Consider the following 22,968-nt stretch of genomic DNA (forward strand, 5'->3'; position numbering starts at 1 on the left):
AGAGATCACAATATGCTGATAAATTCCTCCGAGCCTAATATTGACAGTGGGTTTATTTCCTCATTTTTTGTGATGCATATCTCTTTTATAAAATGAGATCGTCTTAACAATTATCTTTTTATTTTCTTTAAGATCATTAAGTTGCTTGAAGCGATAATTGCGCGGGTGGGCTGCCTGTTTTCTCCCATAAACTCAGCGATGATGAAAAAGCAGAAATGTGATAAATAGCGCATTTTTTTGCGTCAGGAAGGTTCACGACTCGCGTATCACGCGGTTCGGGCAACAGCGCTCTTCTGGCGTTCGCAAGTGCGTCGCCTGCTTTTACATCCTATAAAATCTGTGGCGATCTCCATCACATTCTAATCAAAACATGGTTTCATTTTTATCTAATGCCGTAGAAAGTACTCAGTGTCTAATAAAAGCAGTAGTGTCTAGTGTCGAAATTAAATCGACGCTATTTTCTACTCTATCCGGGGCATTGAAGAATGGCGCTGTCGGCAAAAGAAAAATTATTCCAGAAAATAGTCACCCACTACGCACGGAAACCCGCAGGATTCACGGCTCAGGACTGTGCGGACTTTATGCAGGTTAACCGCAGCGTTATCAGCCATTACCTCAACAGGCTGTGCGATGACGGTTACCTGCGTAAAGAAAACACCCGTCCGGTGCGCTTCTATGTGCAGCAAAACGGTGGGGAAAAGATTCAGCCATCTCGCATAGTGTCGAAAAAGCACGACGCCTTTCAGCCGCTGATTGGCGCGCACGGGAGCCTGGCCGACGCCGTCGCGCTGTGCCGCTCGGCGGTGGACTATCCCGGTGACGGTTTGCCTGTCCTGCTCTCCGGGGAGAGCGGCGTCGGCAAAAGCCATCTGGCGATGCTGATTTATCAGTACGCTCTCGAGCGCGGGGTTATCGCAGCGGACAAACCCTTCGTTGAGCTTAACTGCGCCGATTACGCCAACAATCCGGAGCTGCTTTCGGCAACCCTTTTCGGCTATACCCGCGGCGCTTTCACCGGCGCTGACCGCGAGAAACGCGGCGCCTTTGATGACGCCGATGGCGGATTTCTGTTTCTCGATGAAGTGCATCGTCTCTCGGCAGAGAACCAGGAAAAACTGTTTCTGTATATGGATAAAGGATATTTCTACCGTCTTGGCGATAACCGTACGCGCCATCCGGCGTCGCTGCGCTTTATCTTCGCCACCACGGAAAATATCGATACCGTCCTGCTTAACACCTTCCGTCGCCGCATCCCGGTGCGCGTCACGCTGCCCAACTATATTTCGCGCCCGCTGACCGAGCGCGTCACTCAGGTCAGCCACTTTTTGCAGCAGGAAGCGCGCAGCCTGCGTCGGGATATCCATCTCGATAATCAGCTGATGCATCAGCTGGTCACCTCCCCGGTGCGCGGCAATATTGGCGAGTTAAAAAATCAGATTAAAGTGATGTGCGCCAGCGCCTGGAGCGAGAATCGTGAGGCTGACGTCATCACGCTACGCGGCCCGGCGTCCGGCGGTGAAATAATCCGTATTGCCGCCAGCGCGCATGAAGATGCGCTGAATGTCAGCCAGCTGCTGCCCAAAGCGATGCGCGATGAGGTGATTTTTCGCGACTTTTGCCACAGCGGTAACGTGCTGTTGCTGAATCGCAAAGTAGAACAGCTGCTGACTACCGTCAGCGGCGCGGTCTCCGCCGAGTCGCTGTACAGCGGCTATATCTGGCAGAACACCATTCACGCGCTGGAGGAGCTGGAGAGCCTGACCGGCATCTCCTGTAGCCCGGAGATCCGCAAGGCGGTCTGGCTCTGCCTGAGCTATGCGCTGCATGCTCCGGAGGAGGCGCTCGACCCAGGCGAACTGCAAACCATTTCCGATTATGTTTCCGCTAAGGCACGGCTGCTGGCCGAAGAATGCCTCGCTTTGCTGAGCAAACATGTCACCCGGCAGCCGCTCCCCCTGCTTCAGCCGCTGCTAAGCTGCGCTTTTCACACCCTCGCCGGCGAAGACGATCCGATTCAGGGCATTATCGTGTCCCACGGTCGCGCCACGGCGTCGAGCATCGCCGGGATCGCCAACCAGCTCACCGGCGGCTACTACTTTAAAGCCTTCGACATGGCGAACGCGACGTCCACCAGAGAGATCATCGACCTGCTGATTGCCCACGTTTCCCGCCTTAAACAAGGCGCGGGGCTGATTATTCTGGTGGATATGGGGTCGCTAAAAGAGATCTACGAAGAGATTAAGCTCCACCTGCACGGCGAACTGTTGGTTATCAACAACGTCAGTACGGCCATGGCGCTGGATATTGCGGCCAAAATTCAGGATAAGCTGTCGATGGAGGCGATTATTGAGAGCGCCAAAGGCGCGTACGAGGTGGAAACGCGCTACTACGCGGGCGTGTTGCCGGGCAATAAAATCATTATCTCCTGCATCTCCGGCGAAGGGATCTCCCGCAAGCTGAAGGATATCGTTCAGCGCTTCCTGGCACAGGAGGAGATCGACATTATTACGATGGAGTATGACGACCTGAAGTGGAAAATCGCCCACGCCGACCCGGCGCTGAACGGCACGCGGTTGATCATTACCACCACCGATCTGGAAGCCGGGTATATTCCGCTACTTAGCGTAGAGCAGCTGATTAAAGAAAAGACGCGGGTGTTAAAACGCGACTACTTCAACGGCCTGCTGATGGAAGGCGGCCTGGAGCCCATGATTGATGAAGTGGTCAAGCTGTTTACCGTCGAAGGCGTCGCCAGCCGCCTTAACTTCCTCAATCCGGTGGTGATTATTGATGAAGTCGAAGCGGTCATTAAGCAGTATGAAGCCTTCTACAAAATCCATTTTGAAAGCTATCTGCGCATCAATCTGTTTATGCATATCGCCCTGATGATCGAGCGGGTAATGGTCAACAACGGCGTGCGCCACCGGGAAGAGGCGGAGCTGACGCTGGCGCAGCAGGCGTTTGTCGCCGTCCACGACACCTTTTTCCAGGCCCTGAACCGCAAATATAATATCACCCTGCCGCTTACCGAAGTGCTGATGATTTATGAAATCATGGAGCCGTGGATCGCCTTTGACCCCGACCATTAACCCCCCGTTGCCAGCGTCGGCTGGCAAACCTGTCGACACTGAATAAACTGCCCATTCAACACTGCAAAAAGCGTCCAAAAATCCGTTTTTATCATTTAAAAACATACATATAAAAACATGGCACGCTGATTGCTATTTCATTTTCAGATACCTGAAAAGATGAAGGAATATGCAATGCGAGAGATGTACATCGCAACCCATGGCCGCTACGCAGAAGGGATAGTGTCGGCATTAAATCTGCTGATTGGCGACGACCATGGCGTCACGCCCGTCTGCGCCTACTGCGGTGAAATTGAGTCAACGGCTGAACTGGCCATCCGCTTTGACGCTATCGCCCGGCAGGCGGCCGGTCGCGGCAATGAGCTGGTGCTGTTTACCGATATGCCCGGCGGGAGCGTCAACAATACCGCCGTACAGATGATGGTCAAATATCCCCACGCGCACGTCATCAGCGGCGCCAGCCTGATTATGCTGATGGAGTTTTGCATGTCGGAACACGTTGAAACCGCGCAGCGGCTTCAGGATGCCGTCGCCGCCGCCAGCGGGGCGATGCAGTACATGAATCAGTTGCCGGAAATCATCGCGGCGCGCCAGGCTGCGCAGCACAAAACGCAGGACAATATTGATGATTTTTTTGCCGAAGAGGGAAACCCGTGACTATCGCACTCGAAGCGCTTGATGCGCGCTATCTCTCGCCGCAGCCGAGGTTAAATCATACCTGGCTTAACGCGGCAATCGGCGAAGTGCTGACGCAGCTCGACGCCATGCTGCCGCGCTTTACGGCAACCTTTCCCGCCGCCAGTGCGACACGGGGCCGCTATGAAAGCGTAGAGAAAGTCGACTGGACCGAGGGATTCTGGACCGACATGCTGTGGCTCGCCTGGGAGGTCACCGGCGATGATAAATATCGGGCGGTGGCGGAAAGCCTGCTCGATAGCTTTGAAGAACGTCTCGATAAGCAGATTAAAGTGGATACCCACGACCTGGGCTTTCTCTATCTCCTCTCCTGCGTTAACGCCTGGAAGCTCACCGGCAACCTGCGCGCACGCGAACTCGCCCTGCGCGCGGCCGAGCTGCTCTATCGCCGCTTTAACGCCACGGCGGGCGTCATTCAGGCCTGGGGAGATTTAAACGACCCGGCGCGCCAGGGGCGGATGATCATCGACTGCAATCTCAATGTTCCGCTGCTATTTTGGGCCGCCAACGAAACCGGAAATCAACGGTGGCGCGAGGCCGCCAGCCGTCATCTGGCGCAGGCGGCACGCTATCTGGTGCGTGAAGACGCCTCTACTTTTCATACGTTCTATATGGATATTCATAACGGCAAGCCGCTGCGCGGCGATACGCACCAGGGATTCAGCGACAACTCCTGCTGGGCGCGCGGCCAGGCGTGGGGAATTTATGGTTTCGCGCTGGGATACGCCCACACCGGCGATGCCTGGCAGCCCGAGCTCTCCCGCCGGCTGGCGCACTATTTTCTTAACCGCTTACCGGAAGATTTTGTCTGCTACTGGGATCTGATTTTTACCGCCGAAGATAACCAGTACCGGGATACCTCTGCGGCGGCGATCGCGGCCTGCGGTCTGGCGGAACTGCTGAAGCTATTACCGCTCACCGACCCGCTGCGTCCGGCCTACGGCAACGCTATTGAACTGATGATGCGCAATTTACGCGAGCGCTACTTTGCCCACGCGCAGGACGGCCTGCTGCGCGAAGGCGTTTATAACTTTGGCCGCAATATGGGCATTAACGAACCTAACCTCTGGGGCGATTACTTCTATTTCGAAGCCCTGGTTCGCCTTTCCCGCATCTGGACACCCTACTTTTGCTAACTGGAGCTACACCATGATTTCTTTAGTACGTATTGACGATCGTTTAATCCACGGACAGGTTGCCGTGGTCTGGACCAAGCATCTGGGCGTGAACCGCATCCTGGTCGCCAATGACCAGATCGTGAATAACGAAGTGCAGAAAATGTCGCTGCGCATGGCGGCTCCCGATACCGCAAAGTGCGCCATTATGGCGGTGAAGGACGCGGGCGATGTGCTTAACGACCCGCGTTCAGAAGCCATGAAAATTATGGTGATCGTTAACAATGCCGCCGACGCCCGTCGGCTCGTCGAACAGGCGCCGGGGATAAAAACGCTGAACGTCGCTAACTTTGGGCGCATCACCGACAACCTGGCGGCGAAAAAGCGCATTAGCGATACCGTCTACGTGACGCCGGAAGATGTGGCGGATTTCCACGCTATCGCCGACCGCGGCGTTGCCGTTGAATATCAGGTCCTGCCATCTCATCCGGTGAAAAACCTGATTGAGATGCTGGATAACGCCGCCAGTTAAGCGAGGTCGCTATGTTAACTTCCGCAATTCTTGTTGCTGTCATTATGTTTCTGGTGAAAACCGCCGACCATACGCTGGGTCAACCGCTGATTGAACGTCCGCTCATCTGCGGCGCGCTTGTGGGGCTGGCGCTGGGAGACCTGCAACAGGGCATTATTATCGGCGCCACGCTGGAGCTGATTTTCCTTGGCACCATCACCATCGGCGGCTCGGTTCCTGCCGACCTTGCGGTGGGGTCAGTACTGGCAACCGCTTTTACGATTCTGACCCACGCGGAGCCGCCGGTGGCCGTTGCGCTGGCGCTGCCTATCAGCCTGCTGGCGGTCTTTGTTTATCAGGTGCTGAAGCTGGTCTATACCGCTCTGGTTGAAAAATACGATGCGCTACTGGAACAGGGGCGTGACCGTGCGGCGCTGGGTTTGACGCTCGGTATGACCTTCTTTTACGGCATCCCCTTCGCCCTGATCGCCTTTTTTGGCGTGCTCTTCGGCACCGAGGTCATCCGCAGCCTGGTCGAGAGCATTCCGGGTACGGTCATGCGCGGCATGACGGCGGTTGGCGGCATTCTTCCGGCGCTTGGGTTCGCTATTCTGCTGAAGGCGCTGTGGAACCGTAACATCGCCGCCTTCTTCTTTATCGGTTTCGCGATGGCGGCCTATCTGCAATTGCCGATTATGGGGATTGCGATTATTGCAGCCTCGGTAGCGGTCTATCTGTGCTTTAACGAATTCAATCAGCTTAAAGCGAATAAACAAACGGCAACGGCGGCCGCGTCCGCCTCAGTTGACGATAAGGATGGGTTCTTCAATGACTGATATCCAGACACAAAGCGTTAGCGCTTACGCCGATGATAAAAGCGAGAAAAAGCTTTTTCGTCAGCTTTTTATCCGCCAGTTTCCGCTGCTGGGGTCGATGAACTTCACCCGTATGGAGGGATTAAGCTACGGCTGGGCGCTGGCGCCAATGCTGAAGAAAATCTACGCCAACGACCCGCACCGTTATCTTGAGTCGCTTAAGCGAAACAGCCAGTTCTTCAATACCAACCAGCATCTGGCGCCCTTTATTATGGGCCTGACGCTGTCGATGGAAAAAGAGAATGCCGCCAACCCGAACTTTGATACCTCCAGTATTAACGGCATCAAAGTGGCCTTAATGGGGCCATTTGCCGGGGTCGGTGATTCCTTCTTCTACGGCGTGCTGCGTATTATCGCCACCGGGATTGCCATTGGCCTGGCGTCGCAGGGTAATCCACTGGGGCCGCTGCTGTTCTTGCTGATTTACAATATTCCCAGCTATCTGCTGCGCTATTACGGCGGCGTCATGGGTTACCGTTTAGGCTCGAAGTATATCGCCGAAGCGACGCAGTCCGGGCTGCTGAGCTGTATCACCAAAGCCTCATCAATTATGGGTTTAATGATGGTGGGGGCGATGAGCGCCAGCATGGTGAAGTTTACCACCACCTTTAAAACCACCATCGCCGGGCAGCCCTTTGTACTGCAGGAGATCCTCGACAAAATTTGCGTCGGGTTAATTCCTCTGCTTTTAGTCCTGGGCTGCCTGAAGCTGCTCAATAAAAAGGTCAGCCCCAATAAGGTGTTAATTATGCTAATTGTCTTCGGCTTTGCCGCTGCGGGTATTGGCATAATTTAACCCATCTCCTGGCTCCCTTTAATAAAAGGGAGCCGTCCTCTTACTCGTGATATGTATCGACGCAAATAAAAAATCAGTCAGTGTCTAATTAACGCTCAACACATTAAAGCAACGTCATGTATTTTAAGGACTTTATATTCTGGCACAGCAATTGCTATTTAATAAGTGTCTTTTATTTCTCTCCAGAAATTATGGCACTTAATAAATCCTACAGGAATTAAAATGAAAACATTACGCACGCTATTGATCGGCATCCCGCTGTCCTGTTTTACGCTAAATACGCTTGCCGCGGCAACCTGGGTTGATAATCGCTACGCGCATACTACGGCTTCTGAGAAAAATCAGTATAAAATAGGTCTGGGTCATATATTTGATAATGGCGCCGGTGTTCTGGCCTCCGCCATGTACGACCTCGGACAAGATTTTAATCAAATGAAAAGCTCCTTTCAGGAGTTTGAAGGCTGGTATCCGATCCCGCTTAATGAAAAATGGACGCTGACGCCGGGCGGATTAACCGATATTGATAGTAAAGGAACGAAGCTGGCGCCTTATATCAGCCTCGATTATAAAATCAGTAAATCTTTAAGTTTTAGCAGCCGCTACCGCTATAACCATATGACCCATAAAGATCGCGATTACAACGGCTATATGGATTACAACGACAGCCATCAGTTCGACCTGTACCTTAATTACCAGGCGACTGAGAAACTGTGGCTTCAGTTCAACCCGGAGTTCTTCGTCAACACAAACGACTTCAATGCCTCTAACGGGCAGAAAACTCACTGGGAACCAAGCATTGTGGCGCGCTACCGCGTCGATAAACACTGGCTTCCCTATGCGGAAGTGGCCTGGCTCGATCAGGATCAGAATCACGACGATCAGGTGCGATTCCGCCTCGGCATTCGCTATTACTTCGATTAAACCCCGCAAGGGCAGCGAAGCTGCCCTTCTCATATCGCCGTCAGGCTTACTGCAAACGCACGATAAACGGAGAGAAAACGGCACTGCCGCCGGCGTTTTCATGCGCGCCACGCGCGTAAATGCCCGTACGCGCGCCGATCCATTTTCCCGCACCGGCGGAAAACGACGGCGTCACCTGCTGCCATTCACGCTGCGTAAGCCGATAACGAAAGCGGACTATCCCGTCGTAGTCCACCCGGAACCCCAGCGCAATCTCGTTGCAAGCGGCGATCGCCTCAAGTTCGATGGATTCTTGATGCGTTTCACCGCAATCGTCTATCCATCCGTGGCACAGCGATAGCTGAAGAGTCGGCGCGCAATACCTCACGCGCAGTGCGGCAAAGCGTTGGCCGTAAATCGCGATTCCCGCTTCATCGCCATCCTGAGAAAACATCAGATGAACCGCTGTCTGCACGTGAAAACGTTCAGCGGGAAACTTTTGCAGCAGCAATTGAGGTAAACGATACAGGCTGATATCGGAAGCGGTCGCCGCGCAGCGCAAGCGTAGCCCTTGCGCATGCGGCATTAGCCAGCGGCGCTGGGGGTTTGCCTGCCATTGCCATTGAAGGCCGGGCTGGCCGCACGGGAAATCGTCGCTGGTCTGCAAACAACATGGAGCAAGAGGCAGCGCGGGTAAGCGATGCAGGCTTACGGGCTGCCCCTTACCGTGATCGTCAAGCCGTTGCCCAATTTGCGGCCAGCCGTCAGCCCGCCAGCTCAGCGGCTGAAGATGCACTATGCGGCCGTACACGCCTTTATCCTGAAAGTGGAAAAACCAGTTTTCACCGTTCTCCAGTTCAACCCACGCCCCCTGATGAGGGCCATTTATCGGTGAATCTCCCTGATGCAGAACATCGCGACTTTGCCATGGACCAGATAGCGTCGGGGCGCGCATGACCGTTTGCCAGCCTCGCTTGACGCCTCCGGCCGGAGCGAATATCCAGTATTCGCCGTTGCGTTTATATAATTTGGGGCCTTCCAGAGTGGGATGCGAGGGCGTTCCGTCAACAACGATCCGGCCGTTATCCAACAGCCGGGATGCATCCGGCGCCATTTCAAAAATCTGCAGCTTGTTTTTCACCCCGCTGCGGCTGAAAGCGAAAGCGTGAATCAGCCAGGCTCGTCCATCATCGTCCCAGAACGGACAAGGGTCTATCCAGCCGGGGGAAGCGTTCAGGCAATAGGGTTCGCTCCACTCGCCTCGCGGATCCCGGGCGTGGGAAACAAAAATACCCTCGTCGGGCAAACTGTAGAAAACCCAGAACAGGCCCCCATGGAAACGAATGGAGGGCGCCCAAATCCCCTTTCCCGGCTGAACGCTATCGTATTCAGGCGAAGGCAGGCGTTTAACAATATGGTTAACGATTTGCCAGTGGATGAGATCGCGAGAGTGGAGAAGCGGTAAGCCGGGCAATTGATGGAAACTGGAAGCCACCATCCAGAAATCATCGCCTGTGCGAATGACATCGGGATCGGCGTAATCGGCATGAATCACGGGGTTTTGATAGAACAGCGGCATAGTGGGGGACCTTTTATTGTCGACTGTTCATCGTGTTGCAATAAGCGGACCACCGGATAAAAAGACTTAATTAACAATAAAATAAGCATACCTTCAGACACAAAAAAAGCGCCCCCTGGGCGCTCTTTCGACAGTAGCTTTACGCTTATTTATTCAGTTCCGCAGTCATGTGCACGCGGTTACCGGTAAACGCTTCGGTAATTTTGTAAGATGAAGCGCCAGCGGCCTGGGCCTGAGCGGCGATTTTCGCTTCCGCACCGTCCATCGTTGCGGCGGTCGCGGTCACGGTTTCCGCAGCGAAAGAACCAAAAGAAGCGGCCAGAGCGATAACTGCGACAAAAGTTTTGATGCTTTTCATGATATAAACCCTTTACGTTAGTTGTTTGAATAAGGCGCCGTGCCTTGATGTGATAAATAGTAGCCCTCACATCGCCAAACAAAAAGCGGAAGGATTTGTTGTCATCATTCAAAAAAACTGACTTAAATTTAACCCTCGATTAACCGCTGCGGATGCGTGTAAACGGTCGCCCTGCCCGGCTTGCAGAATCCCACCAGCGTCAGGTTGCAGCGCCCGGCGACGTCAACCGCCAGCGTAGTCGCGGCAGAGACCGCAAAGAGGATTTCCACCCCGCACATGGCCGCCTTCTGCACCATTTCATAGCTGGCGCGGCTGGAGACCAGCGCCGCGCCGTTCTGCCAGGCGCCTTCTGATTCCGCGCGGTGTCCCAGGAGCTTGTCCAGCGCCACGTGGCGACCCACGTCTTCATGGCCGCCCGCGAGCTCGCCGGAAGGGCTTACCCAGGCCGCGGCGTGAGTACAGCCGGTAAGGCGGCCTATCGGCTGAAAATCATGCAGGTGAGCCAGCGCGCGATCGAGATTCGCCAGATCGAACGTCTGGGTAAAGGGCAGCGGCTGCACGGGCTTCCCGATATCGTTGAGCTGCTCAACGCCGCATACGCCGCAGCCGGTGCGTCCGGCCAGCGCGCGACGGCGCTCTTTCAGCCCCATGAAGCGGCGGCTGGAGAGTTCGATTTGCACTTCCAGGCCGTTACAGGCCTGAACGACGTCCATACCATAAATCTCGCCCCGGTTTTCGATAATCCCTTCGGATAAGGAAAAGCCGACGGCGAACTGCATCAGGTCTTTCGGCGTCGCCATCATCACCACGTGCGAGATGCCATTATAAACCAGCGCAACGGGTACCTCTTCAGCTAACTCGTCTGGCTGAGGATGTTGCAAATTTTGGCGCTTCCAGAGCGATACCTGGCGATAACCTGTGATATCTGTCACATTTTCGATTTGTTCAAGAGGCTTCTTGTTCACTTTGTCTTAACCGTATTGGAACAGGCATACACACAATGTGGTATTCTGTTTATATCCCTTCGGGAACGAGGGAAATTACCCCCAATTCTGAACCTTTGCGGCCCTTACCGCAAAGCAAATAACTATACGTGACAATGTCGAAACAAGGAGCGAACCATGCAGGTCAGCAGAAGGCAGTTCTTTAAGATCTGCGCTGGCGGTATGGCAGGAACCACGGCAGCGGCGCTGGGCTTTGCGCCCGGTTTAGCGCTCGCGGAAACACGGCAGTACAAGCTGCTGCGCACCCGCGAAACCCGTAACACCTGCACTTACTGTTCCGTTGGCTGCGGGCTGTTAATGTACAGCCTCGGCGACGGCGCAAAAAATGCCAAAGCGTCTATCTTCCATATCGAAGGTGACCCGGACCATCCGGTCAACCGTGGCGCGCTCTGCCCTAAAGGGGCCGGTCTGGTGGACTTTATCCATTCCGAAAGTCGCCTGAAATTTCCGGAATACCGTGCGCCAGGCTCTGATAAATGGCAGAAAATCAGCTGGGATGAAGCGTTCGATCGCATCGCTAAGCTGATGAAAGAGGACCGCGACGCCAACTTTGTCGCGCAGAATAGCGAAGGCACCACCGTCAACCGCTGGCTGACCACCGGTATGCTGTGCGCCTCCGCCTCCAGTAACGAAACCGGTTATTTAACCCAGAAATTTACCCGCGCGCTCGGTATGCTCGCGGTCGACAACCAGGCGCGCGTCTGACACGGACCAACGGTAGCAAGTCTTGCTCCAACATTTGGTCGCGGTGCGATGACCAACCACTGGGTCGACATCAAGAACGCCAATCTCGTCGTGGTGATGGGCGGCAACGCCGCTGAAGCTCACCCGGTTGGATTCCGCTGGGCGATGGAAGCCAAGATTCGCAACGGCGCGAAGCTGATTGTGATCGATCCGCGCTTTACGCGTACCGCGGCGGTAGCTGATTTCTATACCCCAATTCGTTCCGGTACTGACATTACCTTCCTGTCAGGCGTCATCCTGTACCTGTTGAACAACGAAAAAATTAACCGTGAATATACCGAGGCTTACACCAACGCCAGCCTGATCGTGCGTGAGGATTACAGCTTTGAAGACGGTCTGTTCAGCGGCTACGACGCCGAAGCACGCAAGTACGATAAAACGTCCTGGAACTATGAGCTGGATGAGAACGGCTTTGCCAAACGCGATACCACGCTGCAGCATCCGCGCTGCGTCTGGAACCTGCTGAAGCAGCACGTTTCCCGCTATACGCCGGAAGTTGTCGAAAACATCTGCGGAACGCCAAAAGCCGACTTCCTCAAAGTCTGCGAGTACATCGCGGAAACCAGCGCGCACGATAAAACCGCCTCGTTCCTCTACGCGCTGGGCTGGACGCAGCACTCCATCGGCGCGCAGAACATCCGCACCATGGCGATGATCCAGCTGCTGCTCGGCAATATGGGCATGGCGGGCGGCGGCGTAAACGCCCTGCGCGGCCACTCCAATATTCAGGGTCTTACCGACCTGGGGCTGCTGTCGCAGAGCCTGCCTGGCTATATGACGCTGCCGAGCGAGAAACAGACTGACCTGCAAACCTACCTCGCCGCCAACACGCCGAAACCGCTGTTGAAGGACCAGGTGAACTACTGGGGTAATTACCCGAAATTCTTCGTCTCTATGATGAAGGCCTTCTTTGGCGATAAAGCCACGGCGGAAAACAGCTGGGGCTTTGACTGGCTACCGAAGTGGGATAAGGGCTACGACGTCCTGCAATATTTCGAGATGATGAACCAGGGCAAAGTGAACGGCTATATCTGCCAGGGCTTCAACCCGGTAGCGTCGTTCCCGAACAAAAACAAGGTTGTCGCGTCGCTGTCGAAGCTTAAGTTCCTGGTGACCATCGACCCGCTCAACACCGAAACCTCCACCTTCTGGCAAAACCACGGGGAGTCGAACGACGTCGATCCGGCGAAAATCCAGACCGAAGTGTTCCGCCTGCCGTCCACCTGCTTCGCCGAAGAGAACGGTTCTATCGTTAACTCCGGCCGCTGGCTGCAGTGGCACTGGAAAGGCGCGGACGCCCCGGGGATTGCGACCACCGACGGTGAGATCCTCGCCGGTATCTTCTTACGCCTGCGCAAGATGTACGCCGAACAGGGCGGACCGGCGCCGGAACCGGTGCTGAACATGACGTGGAACTACGCCACGCCGCATGAACCAGCGTCGGAAGAAGTGGCAATGGAGAGCAACGGCAAGGCGCTGGCAGACATTACCGACCCGGCAACCGGGGCGGTGATCGTCAAGAAAGGCCAGCAGCTCAGCTCGTTTGCGCAGCTGCGTGACGACGGCACAACTTCCAGCGGCTGCTGGATCTTCGCCGGTAGCTGGACGCCTGACGGCAACCAGATGGCGCGTCGCGATAACGCCGATCCATCGGGCCTCGGCAATACGCTGGGCTGGGCATGGGCGTGGCCGCTTAACCGCCGCATTCTGTATAACCGCGCCTCCGCGGACCCGCAGGGTAAACCGTGGGATCCGAAGCGCCAGCTCCTGAAATGGGACGGCGCGAAGTGGGGCGGCGTGGATATTCCAGACTACAGCGCCGCGGCGCCGGACAGCGATGTCGGGCCGTTTATCATGCAGCCGGAAGGGATGGGGCGTCTGTTCGCTATCGATAAGATGGCGGAAGGGCCGTTCCCGGAACACTACGAGCCGTTTGAAACGCCGCTGGGCACCAACCCGCTGCACCCGAACGTGGTCTCTAACCCGGCCGCTCGCGTCTTTAAAGGCGACCTTGAGCAGATGGGCAAAGCGGAGAAATTCCCTTACGTCGGTACCACTTACCGCCTGACCGAGCACTTCCACTACTGGACCAAGCACGCGCTGCTTAACGCCATCGCGCAGCCGGAACAGTTCGTGGAGATCGGCGAGAAGCTGGCGAACAAGCTCGGCATCGCCCATGGCGATACCGTGAAGGTCTCCTCTAACCGCGGCTATATCAAAGCCAAGGCGGTGGTGACCAAGCGTATTCGCACGCTGAAAGCGGACGGTAAGGATATCGATACTATCGGTATTCCGATTCACTGGGGCTACGAAGGCGTGGCGAAGAAAGGGTTTATCGCCAATACCCTGACGCCGTTTGTCGGTGATGCGAACACGCAGACGCCGGAGTTCAAGGCTTTCCTCGTGAACGTGGAAAAGGCGTAACGGAGACGAATTATGGCTTATCAATCGCAAGACATTATCCGTCGTTCCGCGACTAACGGCTTCACCCCCGCGCCCCGCGCGCGGGACCATCAGGAAGAGGTGGCGAAGCTTATCGACGTCACCACCTGTATCGGCTGTAAAGCCTGCCAGGTGGCCTGTTCCGAGTGGAACGACATCCGGGATGAAGTCGGTCACAACGTCGGGGTGTACGATAACCCCGCCGACCTGACCGCCAAATCCTGGACCGTGATGCGCTTCTCGGAAGTGGAGCAGAACGACAAACTGGAGTGGCTCATCCGTAAGGATGGCTGTATGCACTGCGCCGACCCGGGCTGCCTGAAGGCCTGCCCGGCGGAAGGGGCAATCATTCAGTACGCCAACGGCATCGTCGACTTCCAGTCCGAGCAGTGCATCGGCTGCGGCTACTGCATCGCCGGCTGCCCGTTCAACGTGCCGCGCCTGAACCCGGAAGATAACCGCGTCTACAAATGTACGCTGTGCGTGGACCGCGTTAACGTTGGCCAGGAGCCGGCGTGCGTGAAAACCTGCCCGACCGGCGCTATCCACTTTGGCTCCAAAGAGGATATGAAAACGCTGGCGGGCGAGCGCGTCGCCGAGCTGAAAACCCGCGGCTACGACAACGCGGGCCTGTACGATCCGGCAGGCGTTGGCGGCACGCACGTGATGTACGTGCTGCACCACGCCGACAAGCCGAATCTGTACCACGGCCTGCCGGAGAACCCGGAAATCAGCGCCACGGTTAAGTTCTGGAAAGGGATCTGGAAGCCTCTCGCGGCGGTCGGCTTTGCGGCCACCTTCGCCGCCAGCATCTTCCACTACGTCGGCGTCGGCCCGAACCGCGCGGAAGAGGAAGAGGACAATCTGGATGAAGAGAAAGACGAGGTGCGCAAATGAAAAGACGTGACACCATCGTGCGCTACACCGCGCCGGAGCGAATTAACCACTGGGTCACCGCCTTCTGCTTCGTGCTGGCGGCGGTGAGCGGGCTGGGCTTTTTCTTCCCGTCCTTCAACTGGCTGATGCAAATCATGGGCACCCCGCAGCTGGCGCGTATTCTGCACCCGTTCGTGGGCGTGATTATGTTTGCTTCGTTCATCATCATGTTCTTCCGCTACTGGCACCACAACCTGATCAACCGGGACGATATTTTCTGGGCGAAAAATATTCGCAAGATTGTCGTCAATGAGGAAGTGGGCGACACCGGGCGCTATAACTTCGGCCAGAAATGCGTGTTCTGGGCGGCGATTATCTTGCTGGTGCTGCTGCTGGTGAGCGGCGTGATCATCTGGCGTCCGTACTTTGCGCCGGCCTTCTCCATCCCGGTTATCCGCTTCGCGCTGATGCTGCACTCCTTCTCTGCGGTGGCGCTGATTGTAGTGATCATGGTGCATATTTACGCTGCGCTGTGGGTGAAGGGCACCATTACCGCGATGGTGGAAGGCTGGGTCACGAAGACCTGGGCGAAGAAACATCACCCGCGCTGGTATCGTGAAGTCCGCGAAAAGCAGGATAAGCGCCAGTCGTAGGCCCGAGCGCGTTGTTCGTCTCTGAAATGGCGTCGTATATCGACGCCATTTTTTTGCGGATAACGCGCTGTTTTGACAACGTTAGCCAGAGTGCGCCGCAGGCGTGAGCGGCACCTTTCCCGTTTCGCTCAAGCCATGGCGCAGGGCAGCTAATCCTAACGGTGCATAGTCGGGGGTATCGATATCAGGTATCGTAGCGCACACATTGCGATGTCGTGGCTATATCCCGTATGCCGATTGCGGTTATCATTAATGACATCACCAGAGCGGGCGCATGATGCCCGCCAAATCGCAGAGCGGACGCGACCATCGCCGAATCTGCTGAAACCAGGAAGTGACTGAATGAGCATTCGTATCATCCCGCAAGATGAGCTGGAAAAGAGCGAGAAACGCGCGACGGATATGATCCCGCCGCTGTTGTTTCCCCGGCTCAAAAATTTATATAACCGTCGCGCCGAACGCCTGCGCGAACTGGCTGAAAATAACCCGCTGGGTGATTACCTGCGCTTTGCCGCGCTTATCGCCCACGCGCAGGAAGTGGTGCTGTACGACCATCCGCTGCAGATGGATCTCACCGCGCGCATCAAAGAAGCGAACGACCAGGGTAAACCGCCGCTGGATATCCACGTTTTGCCGCGCGATAAGCACTGGCACAAGCTGCTGCATTCGCTGATTGCCGAACTGAAGCCGGAGATGAGCGGCCCGGCGCTGGCGGTCATCGAGAATCTGGAAAAAGCCTCCGAGCAGGAGCTGGAACTGATGGCAAGCGCGCTGTTTGCGTCCGATTTTGCCTCTGTCAGCAGCGATAAGGCGCCGTTTATCTGGGCCGCGCTTTCGCTCTATTGGGCGCAGATGGCCAGCCTGATCCCCGGAAAAGCCCGCGCTGAATATGGTGAACAGCGTCAGTTCTGCCCGGTTTGCGGCTCGATGCCGGTCTCCAGCATGGTGCAAATTGGTACCACACAGGGCCTGCGCTATCTGCACTGCAACCTGTGCGAAACTGAATGGCACGTGGTGCGCGTGAAGTGCAGCAACTGCGAACAAACGCGCGATCTGCACTACTGGTCACTGGATAACGAGCAGTCGGCGATTAAAGCCGAAACCTGCGGCGACTGCGGTACCTACCTGAAGATTCTCTATCAGGAAAAAGACCCAAAAGTGGAGGCCGTAGCCGACGACCTCGCCTCGCTGGTACTGGACGCACGGATGGAACAAGAGGGCTTCGCCCGCAGCTCCATCAACCCGTTCCTGTTCCCTGGCGAAGGGGAATAACGGCAGGCATCATGTCGGGCGGCGCCTGCTGCCCGGCTTACCATTGATAATGGCGTAAACACCCCGGTATGCCGGCAAAATCTTTGGTTTTGCGAGCCGCTTTCCAGAATCACTTCCCGACGAAAATCCCTGGTTTTCTTTTGCTCACAATCAGGCTATAACACTGTATATCCAAACAGCTTAAGGGAATAAAAAATGGCGCTTGAAAAGGGTATCGCAGAGCTGGTGCGGGAATTTATCAATGCGGGCCGCCCCTCATCGCGCGAACAGAATATTGATGACCGGAGACGCGGCTATCTCGCCAGTACGGTACTGGCTGGGGAACAGGAAAAGCGCGTTCAGGTAGAAGATATCGAGCTCGACGGCATGGCATTTCGCGTTGTCTCTCCCCTTAACGCTTCCGGCGCACTGCCTGCCATTATCTATTTCCACGGTGGCTGCTTTATCAGCGGCGGTTTCGCCACGCATGACCATCAGCTCCGCCAGCTGGCATACCACAGCGGCTGCCGCGTTATCGCCGTGCAATACCGGCTGGCGCCGGAGCATACTTTCCCTGCCGCCCATGACGATGCGGAGAGAGGCGCGCTGATTATTCACCGCCGCGCGGAGCAGTTAGGCATCGACGCTTCCCGTATTACGCTGGCTGGCGACAGCGCCGGGGGACACCTGGCATTAGTGACCGCCCTGCGGCTCAAAACGGCGCAGGCCTGGCAACCCGCGCAGCTGGTTTTGATTTACCCGATGCTGGACGCCACCGCCAGCATGAAGAGCTATATCGATAACGGTAAAGATTACATCATCACCGAAGATACCCTGCTCAGCGGCTATGAAATGTACCTTGCCGCGACGGCGCTCCACCATCCGGAAGCCAGCCCACTGTGGCGTAAAGACTTTCACGGCTTACCGCCGGTGCATATTCTGACTGCGGAATACGACCCTCTGCGTGATGAAGGCGAAGCGCTTTACCAGCGCCTGCTTGAACAGGGCGTTGACTGCACCTGTCAGCGTTATCTCGGGGTGATTCACGGCTTCTTTCAGCTGGGCGGTATCAGCCCGGCGGCAGGCAGCGCGATGAGAGATATCGCCTGGCGGGTTAAAACACCAGGCCGATAGTTAAGCGTAAAGGGAGACTACTCCTCTTCGTTACCGCCCTCTTCATAGGGGCCGAACGGTTTCGCGGGAAGAACAATATAGATACCCTCAAAAACCGCGCCCAGCCGCTCGTCGCCAAATAGCTCAACCTGCAGCTGAACGCGCGCTTTGCGGCCTCGCGCCAGCCGGTCAAGATCGCCGCTTAACGAGCCAAGATCGGCAACGGCGCTGGGGCGTCCGCTAATAGGCTGACTGTAGCGGATATGCGCATCGGCAAGAATAATTGTGCCGCCAAGATGCCGCTCGCGCAGCATCAGCCAGATAAGCCCCCAGCCGGTTAACGTTGCCTGAGAAAACAGGCTGCCGGCGAACAGCGTATGGTGCGGGTTCTGGTTACCGGCTTCCGGCATGGTGGTGATAAACTTTTGCCCGGTATACTGCTGAATGCGCACGCCCATTTTCTCGCTGAGAGGGATATGCTGATACCAGGCCTGCTGCAGCTGAGCGCACCAGTCGCCGCGATGTAAAATATCGTCCAGCGAGGCTATCGGCTTAATCATCAGAAAATGACGGATCGGCGTGGTCGTCGGCGTCGTGATTTCGCCCTGGTTCACAAAACCGAGCTTAGCGAAGAACTCCACCGCATCTTCGCGGGCGCTACAGGTCACGCGCTTAACGCCTTCCTGACGGGCGACGGACTCCAGCGTCATCGCCATCAGGGTTCCCAGCCCTTTATCCTGTACTGACGGATGGACGGCCATAAAACGGATAGAAGCTTCGTTTTCCGCATTCACATACAGCCGCCCGACGGCAACCAGATTGCCCTCTTCATCGACCACCATTTGATGGTGCGCCATCGCATCCCACGCATCGCGCTCGGACCCTTTCGGCTGATGCAGCGGCTTACGCAGCATCTCCCAGCGGAACTGGTAGTAGCTCTCTAATTCTTCTTCTGTTTGCGGTACACGAAGGTGATACATAGCTGTACTCTCTTTTGTTACCCGCAGCCTGCCCGGAAGCTGGCTCATACCTGCAACCAAAAGGTCACGGGACCATCATTCACCAGAGAAACCTGCATATCGACAGCAAATCTCCCGGTCTGCGTATTCATTTGCTGCTGGCGGCAGCGCTCAACAAAATACTCGTACAGCGCTTCCGCTTTATCCGGTGCAGCCCCTTTCGAAAAACCAGGACGCATCCCGCGTTCGGTATCGGCTGCCAGCGTAAACTGCGAAACCACCAGCACGCTGCCGCCAGCCTGCTGCACGTTCAGATTCATTTTGCCTTCAGCATCGCTAAAAATACGGTATCCCAGCACGCGCTCGCACAGGCGGTTCGCCTTTTGCTCATCATCGTCTCTCTCGACGCCTAACAGCACCAGAAGCCCGGGGCCGATTTCGCCCGTCACTTCACCCTCCACGGTAACGCTAGCTCGGGATACGCGTTGAATTAATGCAATCATGATTGTTCTGTTTCTTCTTTTTTCAGTTTGCGGTATTCACCGAGAGTGACAGTAATTTCAGCGCCAAGCAAGACGATACACCACGTCCAGTACACCCAGACAAACAAAATAGGCACTACGGCAAGCACGCCATAAATCAGCTGATATGACGGGAACGCGGTGATATATAAAGCAAAAGCTTTCTTGCCCGCCTCAAAGAGCAGCGCCGCGACCAGGGAACCGATTATCGCATCGCGGTTACGCACCTCGGCCGTCGGCACAATGCTGTAAAGCAGCCAGAATGCCACCCAGGATAAAATGAGCGGAAAAATACGCAGCACATCGTCAATCACGCTATTCAGGTCGCTGGCCCAGCGTAACGACAGGAGATAGGAGCTGATCGCCAGGCTGGCCCCCGCCAGCAGCGGCCCCAGGGTAAGGATCATCCAATAAACCGCAAAGGAGTAGGTTTTGGGCCGGGTTCGGGTACTGCGCCAGATGGTGTTCAACGCGCTATCAATCGAATACATCAGCAGCAGCGATGTCACAATCAGGCCGAAAGCGCCCACGGCGGTCATCCGGCTGGAGTTGGCGACAAACTGCTCAATATAGCCCTGAATGACATCTCCGGTTGCCGGAATGAAATTGGCGAAAATAAAGTGGCGAATCTGAATACTGACATCAGAAAACATCGGAAATGCCGCGAACAGCGCGAACACGACGGCAATCAGCGGCACAAGGGAGAGTAACGACACGTAGGCAAGATTGCCTGCCAGGGTCGTCATATTATCTTCATCAATACGCCGCCATAACAGCTTTAGCCAGGCGACCAGCGGCCGCAGATGGCGCGTTGTTTTTTGATGAACGGTTTTTAGCATAGCTGTTTAGCAAAGTAGTTGGGGATGGTTTCCTTCCCGGTCACCAGAATACTGGTTATGCCCAGCTGGTTAGCCCCGGCGATATTGTCCGCGTTATCATCGAAGAAGACCGTATCGTCAGCGGCGAAACCTTCAGCGTCGAGGACGCTCTGATAGATCCGCGCTTCCGGTTTACGCATCCCCATCTCTTGAGAAAGATAGATATGATCAGCAACGGCGCGTATCTCAGGGTACTCATCCGGCCAGAAAGTCGTATGCAAACGGTTCGTGTTGGACAGAACCACAACGCGATGCCCCTGCTCGCGTAATTTTTGCATAATCGCGATAACCTCCGGGCGCAGGGCAACGAAAACCGCCTGCCAGCCGTGGGAGAACTGCTCGTAGCTTAGCGACATGTTCATTTCATGGCACATCGCCGCCGCAAAATCTTCGTCGCTGATTTCTCCACGCTCATGCTGGTGGAACGCTTCGCCCATGGTGAAATGCTGCTGCAGCGTCGCAAGGGGAATGCGCGTTAAATCACTCCACGTCCCGAGCACCCGGTTGAAGTCAATATCGACAATCACATTACCTAAATCAAAGATATAGAGCATGGTCCTCTCCTTTTGCACCGTGGAAAATTAACTGTAGCGGGAAAGGGGGAGTTTGACTATGGGCGGCAGGGCTTTGTACAAAAAAGAAACCCTGCCATTGAGGCAGGGTTCAGATAGCAGAAAGAAGCGTTAATTAATCTTCTTTCGCACCGCGCATCGCGCGTTTACGGTCGTTCTCGGTCAGGTGACGTTTACGGATACGGACAGAAGTCGGGGTGACTTCTACCAGTTCGTCGTCATCGATGAACTCCAGAGCCTGCTCCAGGGTCATCTTAACCGGCGGAACCAGAACCGTTGCTTCGTCAGTACCGGACGCACGCATGTTGGTCAGTTTCTTACCGGTCAGGCAGTTTACCGTCAGGTCGTTAGAACGACTGTGAATACCGATAATCTGGCCTTCGTAAACTTCTGCGCCGTGGCCCAGGAACAGCTTACCGCGATCCTGCAGGCTGAACAGTGCGAACGCAACCGCTTTACCCTGGCCGTTGGAGATCAGAACACCGTTCTGACGCTGACCCACATCACCCGCACGAACGTCGTCGTAGTGGCTGAAGGTGGAGTACAGCAGACCGGTACCGGAGGTCATGGTCATGAATTCTGAACGGAAGCCGATCAGACCACGGCTTGGGATCACGTAGTCGAGACGTACGCGGCCTTTGCCATCTGGATTCATGTTTTTCAGATCGCCTTTACGCTCACCCAGCGCCTGCATCACAGAACCCTGGTGCTGCTCTTCAACGTCCAGCGTGACGTTTTCGAACGGCTCTTGCTTACGGCCATCGATTTCGCGGAAGATAACTTTCGGACGGGAAACCGCCATTTCGAAACCTTCACGACGCATGTTCTCGATAAGAACGGACAGGTGCAGTTCACCACGACCAGAAACGCGGAATGCGTCTGCATCCGGCGTTTCTTCAACGCGCAGCGCGACGTTATGTACCAGCTCTTTGTTCAGGCGGTCAAGGATCTGACGAGAGGTAACGTACTTACCTTCTTTACCACAGAACGGCGAGGTGTTAACGCAGAAGAACATAGAGACGGTCGGCTCATCAACGGACAGCGCCGGCAGCGCTTCAACATTCTGCGTATCGCAGATGGTGTCAGAGATGTTCAGTTCGCCCAGGCCGGTGATCGCGATAATATCGCCAGCTTCTGCGACGTCGCTCTCGATACGCTCAAGGCCCAGATGGGTCAGAACTTTACCGACTTTACCGTTACGGGTTTTGCCTTCGCTATCAATGATAGTAACCTGCTGGTTCGGCTTCACTTTACCGCGCTTGATGCGGCCGATGCCGATGACGCCAACGTAGTTGTTGTAGTCCAGCTGGGAGATTTGCATCTGCAGCGGGCCATCAAGGTCAACGTTCGGCGCCGGTACGCGATCGACGATGGTTTGATACAGCGGCGTCATGTCTTCAGCCATATCTTCGTGATCCAGACCCGCGATACCGTTCAGCGCAGAAGCGTAAACGATAGGGAAGTCCAGCTGCTCGTCGGTAGCGTCGAGGTTAACGAACAGGTCGAATACCTGATCGACAACCCAGTCAGGACGCGCGCCCGGACGGTCAACTTTGTTGATAACAACAATTGGCTTCAGGCCATGAGCAAAGGCTTTTTTGGTCACGAAGCGCGTTTGCGGCATCGGACCATCCATTGCATCAACGACCAACAGAACGGAATCAACCATGGACATGACACGTTCAACTTCACCACCGAAGTCGGCGTGCCCTGGGGTATCAACGATGTTGATACGGTAATCATTCCATTTGATAGCGGTGTTTTTAGCCAGGATGGTAATCCCGCGCTCTTTCTCCAAATCGTTGGAGTCCATCACTCGCTCTTGAGTTTCGGCACGCGCGTCGAACGTACCGGATTGCTGTAGCAGCTTATCAACCAGGGTAGTTTTACCATGGTCAACGTGCGCGATGATGGCGATATTACGCAAATTTTCGATCACAACTTTGCCTCAGGCATTAGAAATAGCGCGTTATTGTACACGGATTAATCGCAGTACAAAACAGGATCACAAACATCCTCCGCAAACAAGTATTGCA

Annotated in this window: 20 protein-coding genes; 12 read left to right on the plus strand and 8 right to left on the minus strand. The window is 55.4% G+C overall.

The annotated features are described in order from the left end of the window. Nucleotides 1–485: 485 nt before the first annotated feature. The 7 genes from F8562_RS03810 to F8562_RS03840 all read left to right on the plus strand — a co-directional run bounded on the left by F8562_RS03810 (nt 486) and on the right by F8562_RS03840 (nt 8,003). Entirely contained in the window at nt 486–3,089 is a 2,604-nt protein-coding gene (locus tag F8562_RS03810; RefSeq protein WP_014837008.1) for a sigma 54-interacting transcriptional regulator, read from the plus strand. 174 nt (nt 3,090–3,263) lie between these two features. Continuing rightward, complete coding sequence (locus F8562_RS03815; protein ID WP_014837007.1) at nt 3,264–3,746, plus strand: PTS sugar transporter subunit IIA; 483 nt, start codon at nt 3,264–3,266, stop codon at nt 3,744–3,746. Next, complete coding sequence (locus tag F8562_RS03820) at nt 3,743–4,921, plus strand: glycoside hydrolase family 88 protein (RefSeq protein ID WP_094909523.1); 1,179 nt, start codon at nt 3,743–3,745, stop codon at nt 4,919–4,921. The genes F8562_RS03815 and F8562_RS03820 overlap by 4 nt, the downstream gene beginning before the upstream one ends. A gap of 13 nt (nt 4,922–4,934) precedes the next feature. Next, nucleotides 4,935–5,432: a PTS system mannose/fructose/N-acetylgalactosamine-transporter subunit IIB gene (locus tag F8562_RS03825; RefSeq protein WP_014837005.1), complete on the plus strand. Its 498-nt coding sequence runs from the start codon at nt 4,935–4,937 to the stop codon at nt 5,430–5,432. An 11-nt stretch (nt 5,433–5,443) separates the two neighbouring features. Further along, complete coding sequence (locus F8562_RS03830; protein WP_014837004.1) at nt 5,444–6,247, plus strand: PTS mannose/fructose/sorbose/N-acetylgalactosamine transporter subunit IIC; 804 nt, start codon at nt 5,444–5,446, stop codon at nt 6,245–6,247. Next, entirely contained in the window at nt 6,240–7,082 is an 843-nt protein-coding gene (locus F8562_RS03835) for a PTS system mannose/fructose/sorbose family transporter subunit IID (protein WP_014837003.1), read from the plus strand. Before F8562_RS03830 ends, F8562_RS03835 begins: the two co-directional genes overlap by 8 nt. A gap of 222 nt (nt 7,083–7,304) precedes the next feature. Continuing rightward, entirely contained in the window at nt 7,305–8,003 is a 699-nt protein-coding gene (locus F8562_RS03840) for an oligogalacturonate-specific porin KdgM family protein (protein ID WP_014837002.1), read from the plus strand. Nucleotides 8,004–8,049: 46 nt separating this feature from the next. On the opposite strand, the gene F8562_RS03845 is transcribed toward F8562_RS03840, so the two are convergent. The 3 genes from F8562_RS03845 to fdhD all read right to left on the minus strand — a co-directional run bounded on the left by F8562_RS03845 (nt 8,050) and on the right by fdhD (nt 10,884). Further along, nucleotides 8,050–9,561 carry a glycoside hydrolase 43 family protein gene (locus tag F8562_RS03845; protein ID WP_094909522.1) on the minus strand — a complete coding sequence of 504 codons (1,512 nt, stop codon included), beginning with the start codon at nt 9,559–9,561 and terminating at the stop codon, nt 8,050–8,052. A gap of 145 nt (nt 9,562–9,706) precedes the next feature. After that, nucleotides 9,707–9,919, minus strand: a complete 213-nt coding sequence (locus F8562_RS03850; protein ID WP_004127125.1) for a YdgH/BhsA/McbA-like domain containing protein — start codon at nt 9,917–9,919, stop codon at nt 9,707–9,709. 128 nt (nt 9,920–10,047) lie between these two features. Further along, nucleotides 10,048–10,884 carry a formate dehydrogenase accessory sulfurtransferase FdhD gene (fdhD, locus tag F8562_RS03855; RefSeq protein WP_088168149.1) on the minus strand — a complete coding sequence of 279 codons (837 nt, stop codon included), beginning with the start codon at nt 10,882–10,884 and terminating at the stop codon, nt 10,048–10,050. Nucleotides 10,885–11,040: 156 nt separating this feature from the next. Between fdhD and fdnG the strand changes: the two genes are divergently transcribed. The 5 genes from fdnG (at nt 11,041) to F8562_RS03880 (ending at nt 18,023) form a co-directional block, all read left to right on the plus strand. Beyond that, nucleotides 11,041–14,091 (plus strand): formate dehydrogenase-N subunit alpha, encoded by a 3,051-nt coding sequence (gene fdnG / locus F8562_RS03860; RefSeq protein WP_014837000.1) that lies wholly within the window; start codon nt 11,041–11,043, stop codon nt 14,089–14,091. A 12-nt stretch (nt 14,092–14,103) separates the two neighbouring features. Further along, on the plus strand, nt 14,104–15,006 hold the full coding sequence (gene fdxH, locus F8562_RS03865) for a formate dehydrogenase subunit beta (RefSeq protein ID WP_014227375.1): 903 nt from the start codon (nt 14,104–14,106) through the stop codon (nt 15,004–15,006). Further along, nucleotides 15,003–15,638: a formate dehydrogenase cytochrome b556 subunit gene (gene fdoI / locus F8562_RS03870; RefSeq protein ID WP_004116787.1), complete on the plus strand. Its 636-nt coding sequence runs from the start codon at nt 15,003–15,005 to the stop codon at nt 15,636–15,638. The genes fdxH and fdoI overlap by 4 nt, the downstream gene beginning before the upstream one ends. Before the next feature lie 342 nt (nt 15,639–15,980). Beyond that, nucleotides 15,981–16,910: a formate dehydrogenase accessory protein FdhE gene (gene fdhE, locus F8562_RS03875; protein ID WP_004132861.1), complete on the plus strand. Its 930-nt coding sequence runs from the start codon at nt 15,981–15,983 to the stop codon at nt 16,908–16,910. A 195-nt stretch (nt 16,911–17,105) separates the two neighbouring features. Then, on the plus strand, nt 17,106–18,023 hold the full coding sequence (locus tag F8562_RS03880; protein ID WP_014836999.1) for an alpha/beta hydrolase: 918 nt from the start codon (nt 17,106–17,108) through the stop codon (nt 18,021–18,023). Nucleotides 18,024–18,040: 17 nt separating this feature from the next. Here F8562_RS03880 and fabY read toward each other — a convergent pair whose 3' ends face one another. The 5 genes from fabY to typA all read right to left on the minus strand — a co-directional run bounded on the left by fabY (nt 18,041) and on the right by typA (nt 22,871). Continuing rightward, a complete protein-coding gene (gene fabY, locus F8562_RS03885) occupies nt 18,041–18,982 on the minus strand; it encodes a fatty acid biosynthesis protein FabY (RefSeq protein ID WP_009652900.1) in 942 nt (313 codons plus the stop codon). Nucleotides 18,983–19,026: 44 nt separating this feature from the next. After that, nucleotides 19,027–19,464, minus strand: coding sequence for a D-aminoacyl-tRNA deacylase (gene dtd, locus F8562_RS03890; RefSeq protein WP_042933923.1), 438 nt, complete (start codon nt 19,462–19,464; stop codon nt 19,027–19,029). Further along, on the minus strand, nt 19,461–20,321 hold the full coding sequence (locus F8562_RS03895; protein WP_004127107.1) for a virulence factor BrkB family protein: 861 nt from the start codon (nt 20,319–20,321) through the stop codon (nt 19,461–19,463). Before F8562_RS03895 ends, dtd begins: the two co-directional genes overlap by 4 nt. Further along, entirely contained in the window at nt 20,315–20,914 is a 600-nt protein-coding gene (yihX, locus tag F8562_RS03900) for a glucose-1-phosphatase (protein WP_004127106.1), read from the minus strand. Before yihX ends, F8562_RS03895 begins: the two co-directional genes overlap by 7 nt. Before the next feature lie 133 nt (nt 20,915–21,047). Further along, complete coding sequence (gene typA / locus F8562_RS03905; protein WP_004127103.1) at nt 21,048–22,871, minus strand: ribosome-dependent GTPase TypA; 1,824 nt, start codon at nt 22,869–22,871, stop codon at nt 21,048–21,050. Nucleotides 22,872–22,968: the final 97 nt, after the last annotated feature.

This window comes from Klebsiella sp. RCJ4 (genome assembly GCF_009025755.1).
GTDB classification, from domain to species: domain Bacteria; phylum Pseudomonadota; class Gammaproteobacteria; order Enterobacterales; family Enterobacteriaceae; genus Klebsiella; species Klebsiella michiganensis.

Coding starts and splice junctions, on each gene's coding strand:
- F8562_RS03815 (WP_014837007.1), top strand. CDS start 3,264: ATGCGAGAGATGTACATCGCAACCCATGGCCGCTACGCAGAAGGGATA.
- fdhE (WP_004132861.1), top strand. CDS start 15,981: ATGAGCATTCGTATCATCCCGCAAGATGAGCTGGAAAAGAGCGAGAAA.
- F8562_RS03825 (WP_014837005.1), top strand. CDS start 4,935: ATGATTTCTTTAGTACGTATTGACGATCGTTTAATCCACGGACAGGTT.
- F8562_RS03830 (WP_014837004.1), top strand. CDS start 5,444: ATGTTAACTTCCGCAATTCTTGTTGCTGTCATTATGTTTCTGGTGAAA.
- fabY (WP_009652900.1), bottom strand. CDS start 18,982: ATGTATCACCTTCGTGTACCGCAAACAGAAGAAGAATTAGAGAGCTAC.
- yihX (WP_004127106.1), bottom strand. CDS start 20,914: ATGCTCTATATCTTTGATTTAGGTAATGTGATTGTCGATATTGACTTC.
- F8562_RS03845 (WP_094909522.1), bottom strand. CDS start 9,561: ATGCCGCTGTTCTATCAAAACCCCGTGATTCATGCCGATTACGCCGAT.
- F8562_RS03835 (WP_014837003.1), top strand. CDS start 6,240: ATGACTGATATCCAGACACAAAGCGTTAGCGCTTACGCCGATGATAAA.
- fdxH (WP_014227375.1), top strand. CDS start 14,104: ATGGCTTATCAATCGCAAGACATTATCCGTCGTTCCGCGACTAACGGC.
- F8562_RS03880 (WP_014836999.1), top strand. CDS start 17,106: ATGGCGCTTGAAAAGGGTATCGCAGAGCTGGTGCGGGAATTTATCAAT.
- F8562_RS03895 (WP_004127107.1), bottom strand. CDS start 20,321: ATGCTAAAAACCGTTCATCAAAAAACAACGCGCCATCTGCGGCCGCTG.
- F8562_RS03850 (WP_004127125.1), bottom strand. CDS start 9,919: ATGAAAAGCATCAAAACTTTTGTCGCAGTTATCGCTCTGGCCGCTTCT.
- dtd (WP_042933923.1), bottom strand. CDS start 19,464: ATGATTGCATTAATTCAACGCGTATCCCGAGCTAGCGTTACCGTGGAG.
- F8562_RS03810 (WP_014837008.1), top strand. CDS start 486: ATGGCGCTGTCGGCAAAAGAAAAATTATTCCAGAAAATAGTCACCCAC.
- F8562_RS03840 (WP_014837002.1), top strand. CDS start 7,305: ATGAAAACATTACGCACGCTATTGATCGGCATCCCGCTGTCCTGTTTT.
- fdoI (WP_004116787.1), top strand. CDS start 15,003: ATGAAAAGACGTGACACCATCGTGCGCTACACCGCGCCGGAGCGAATT.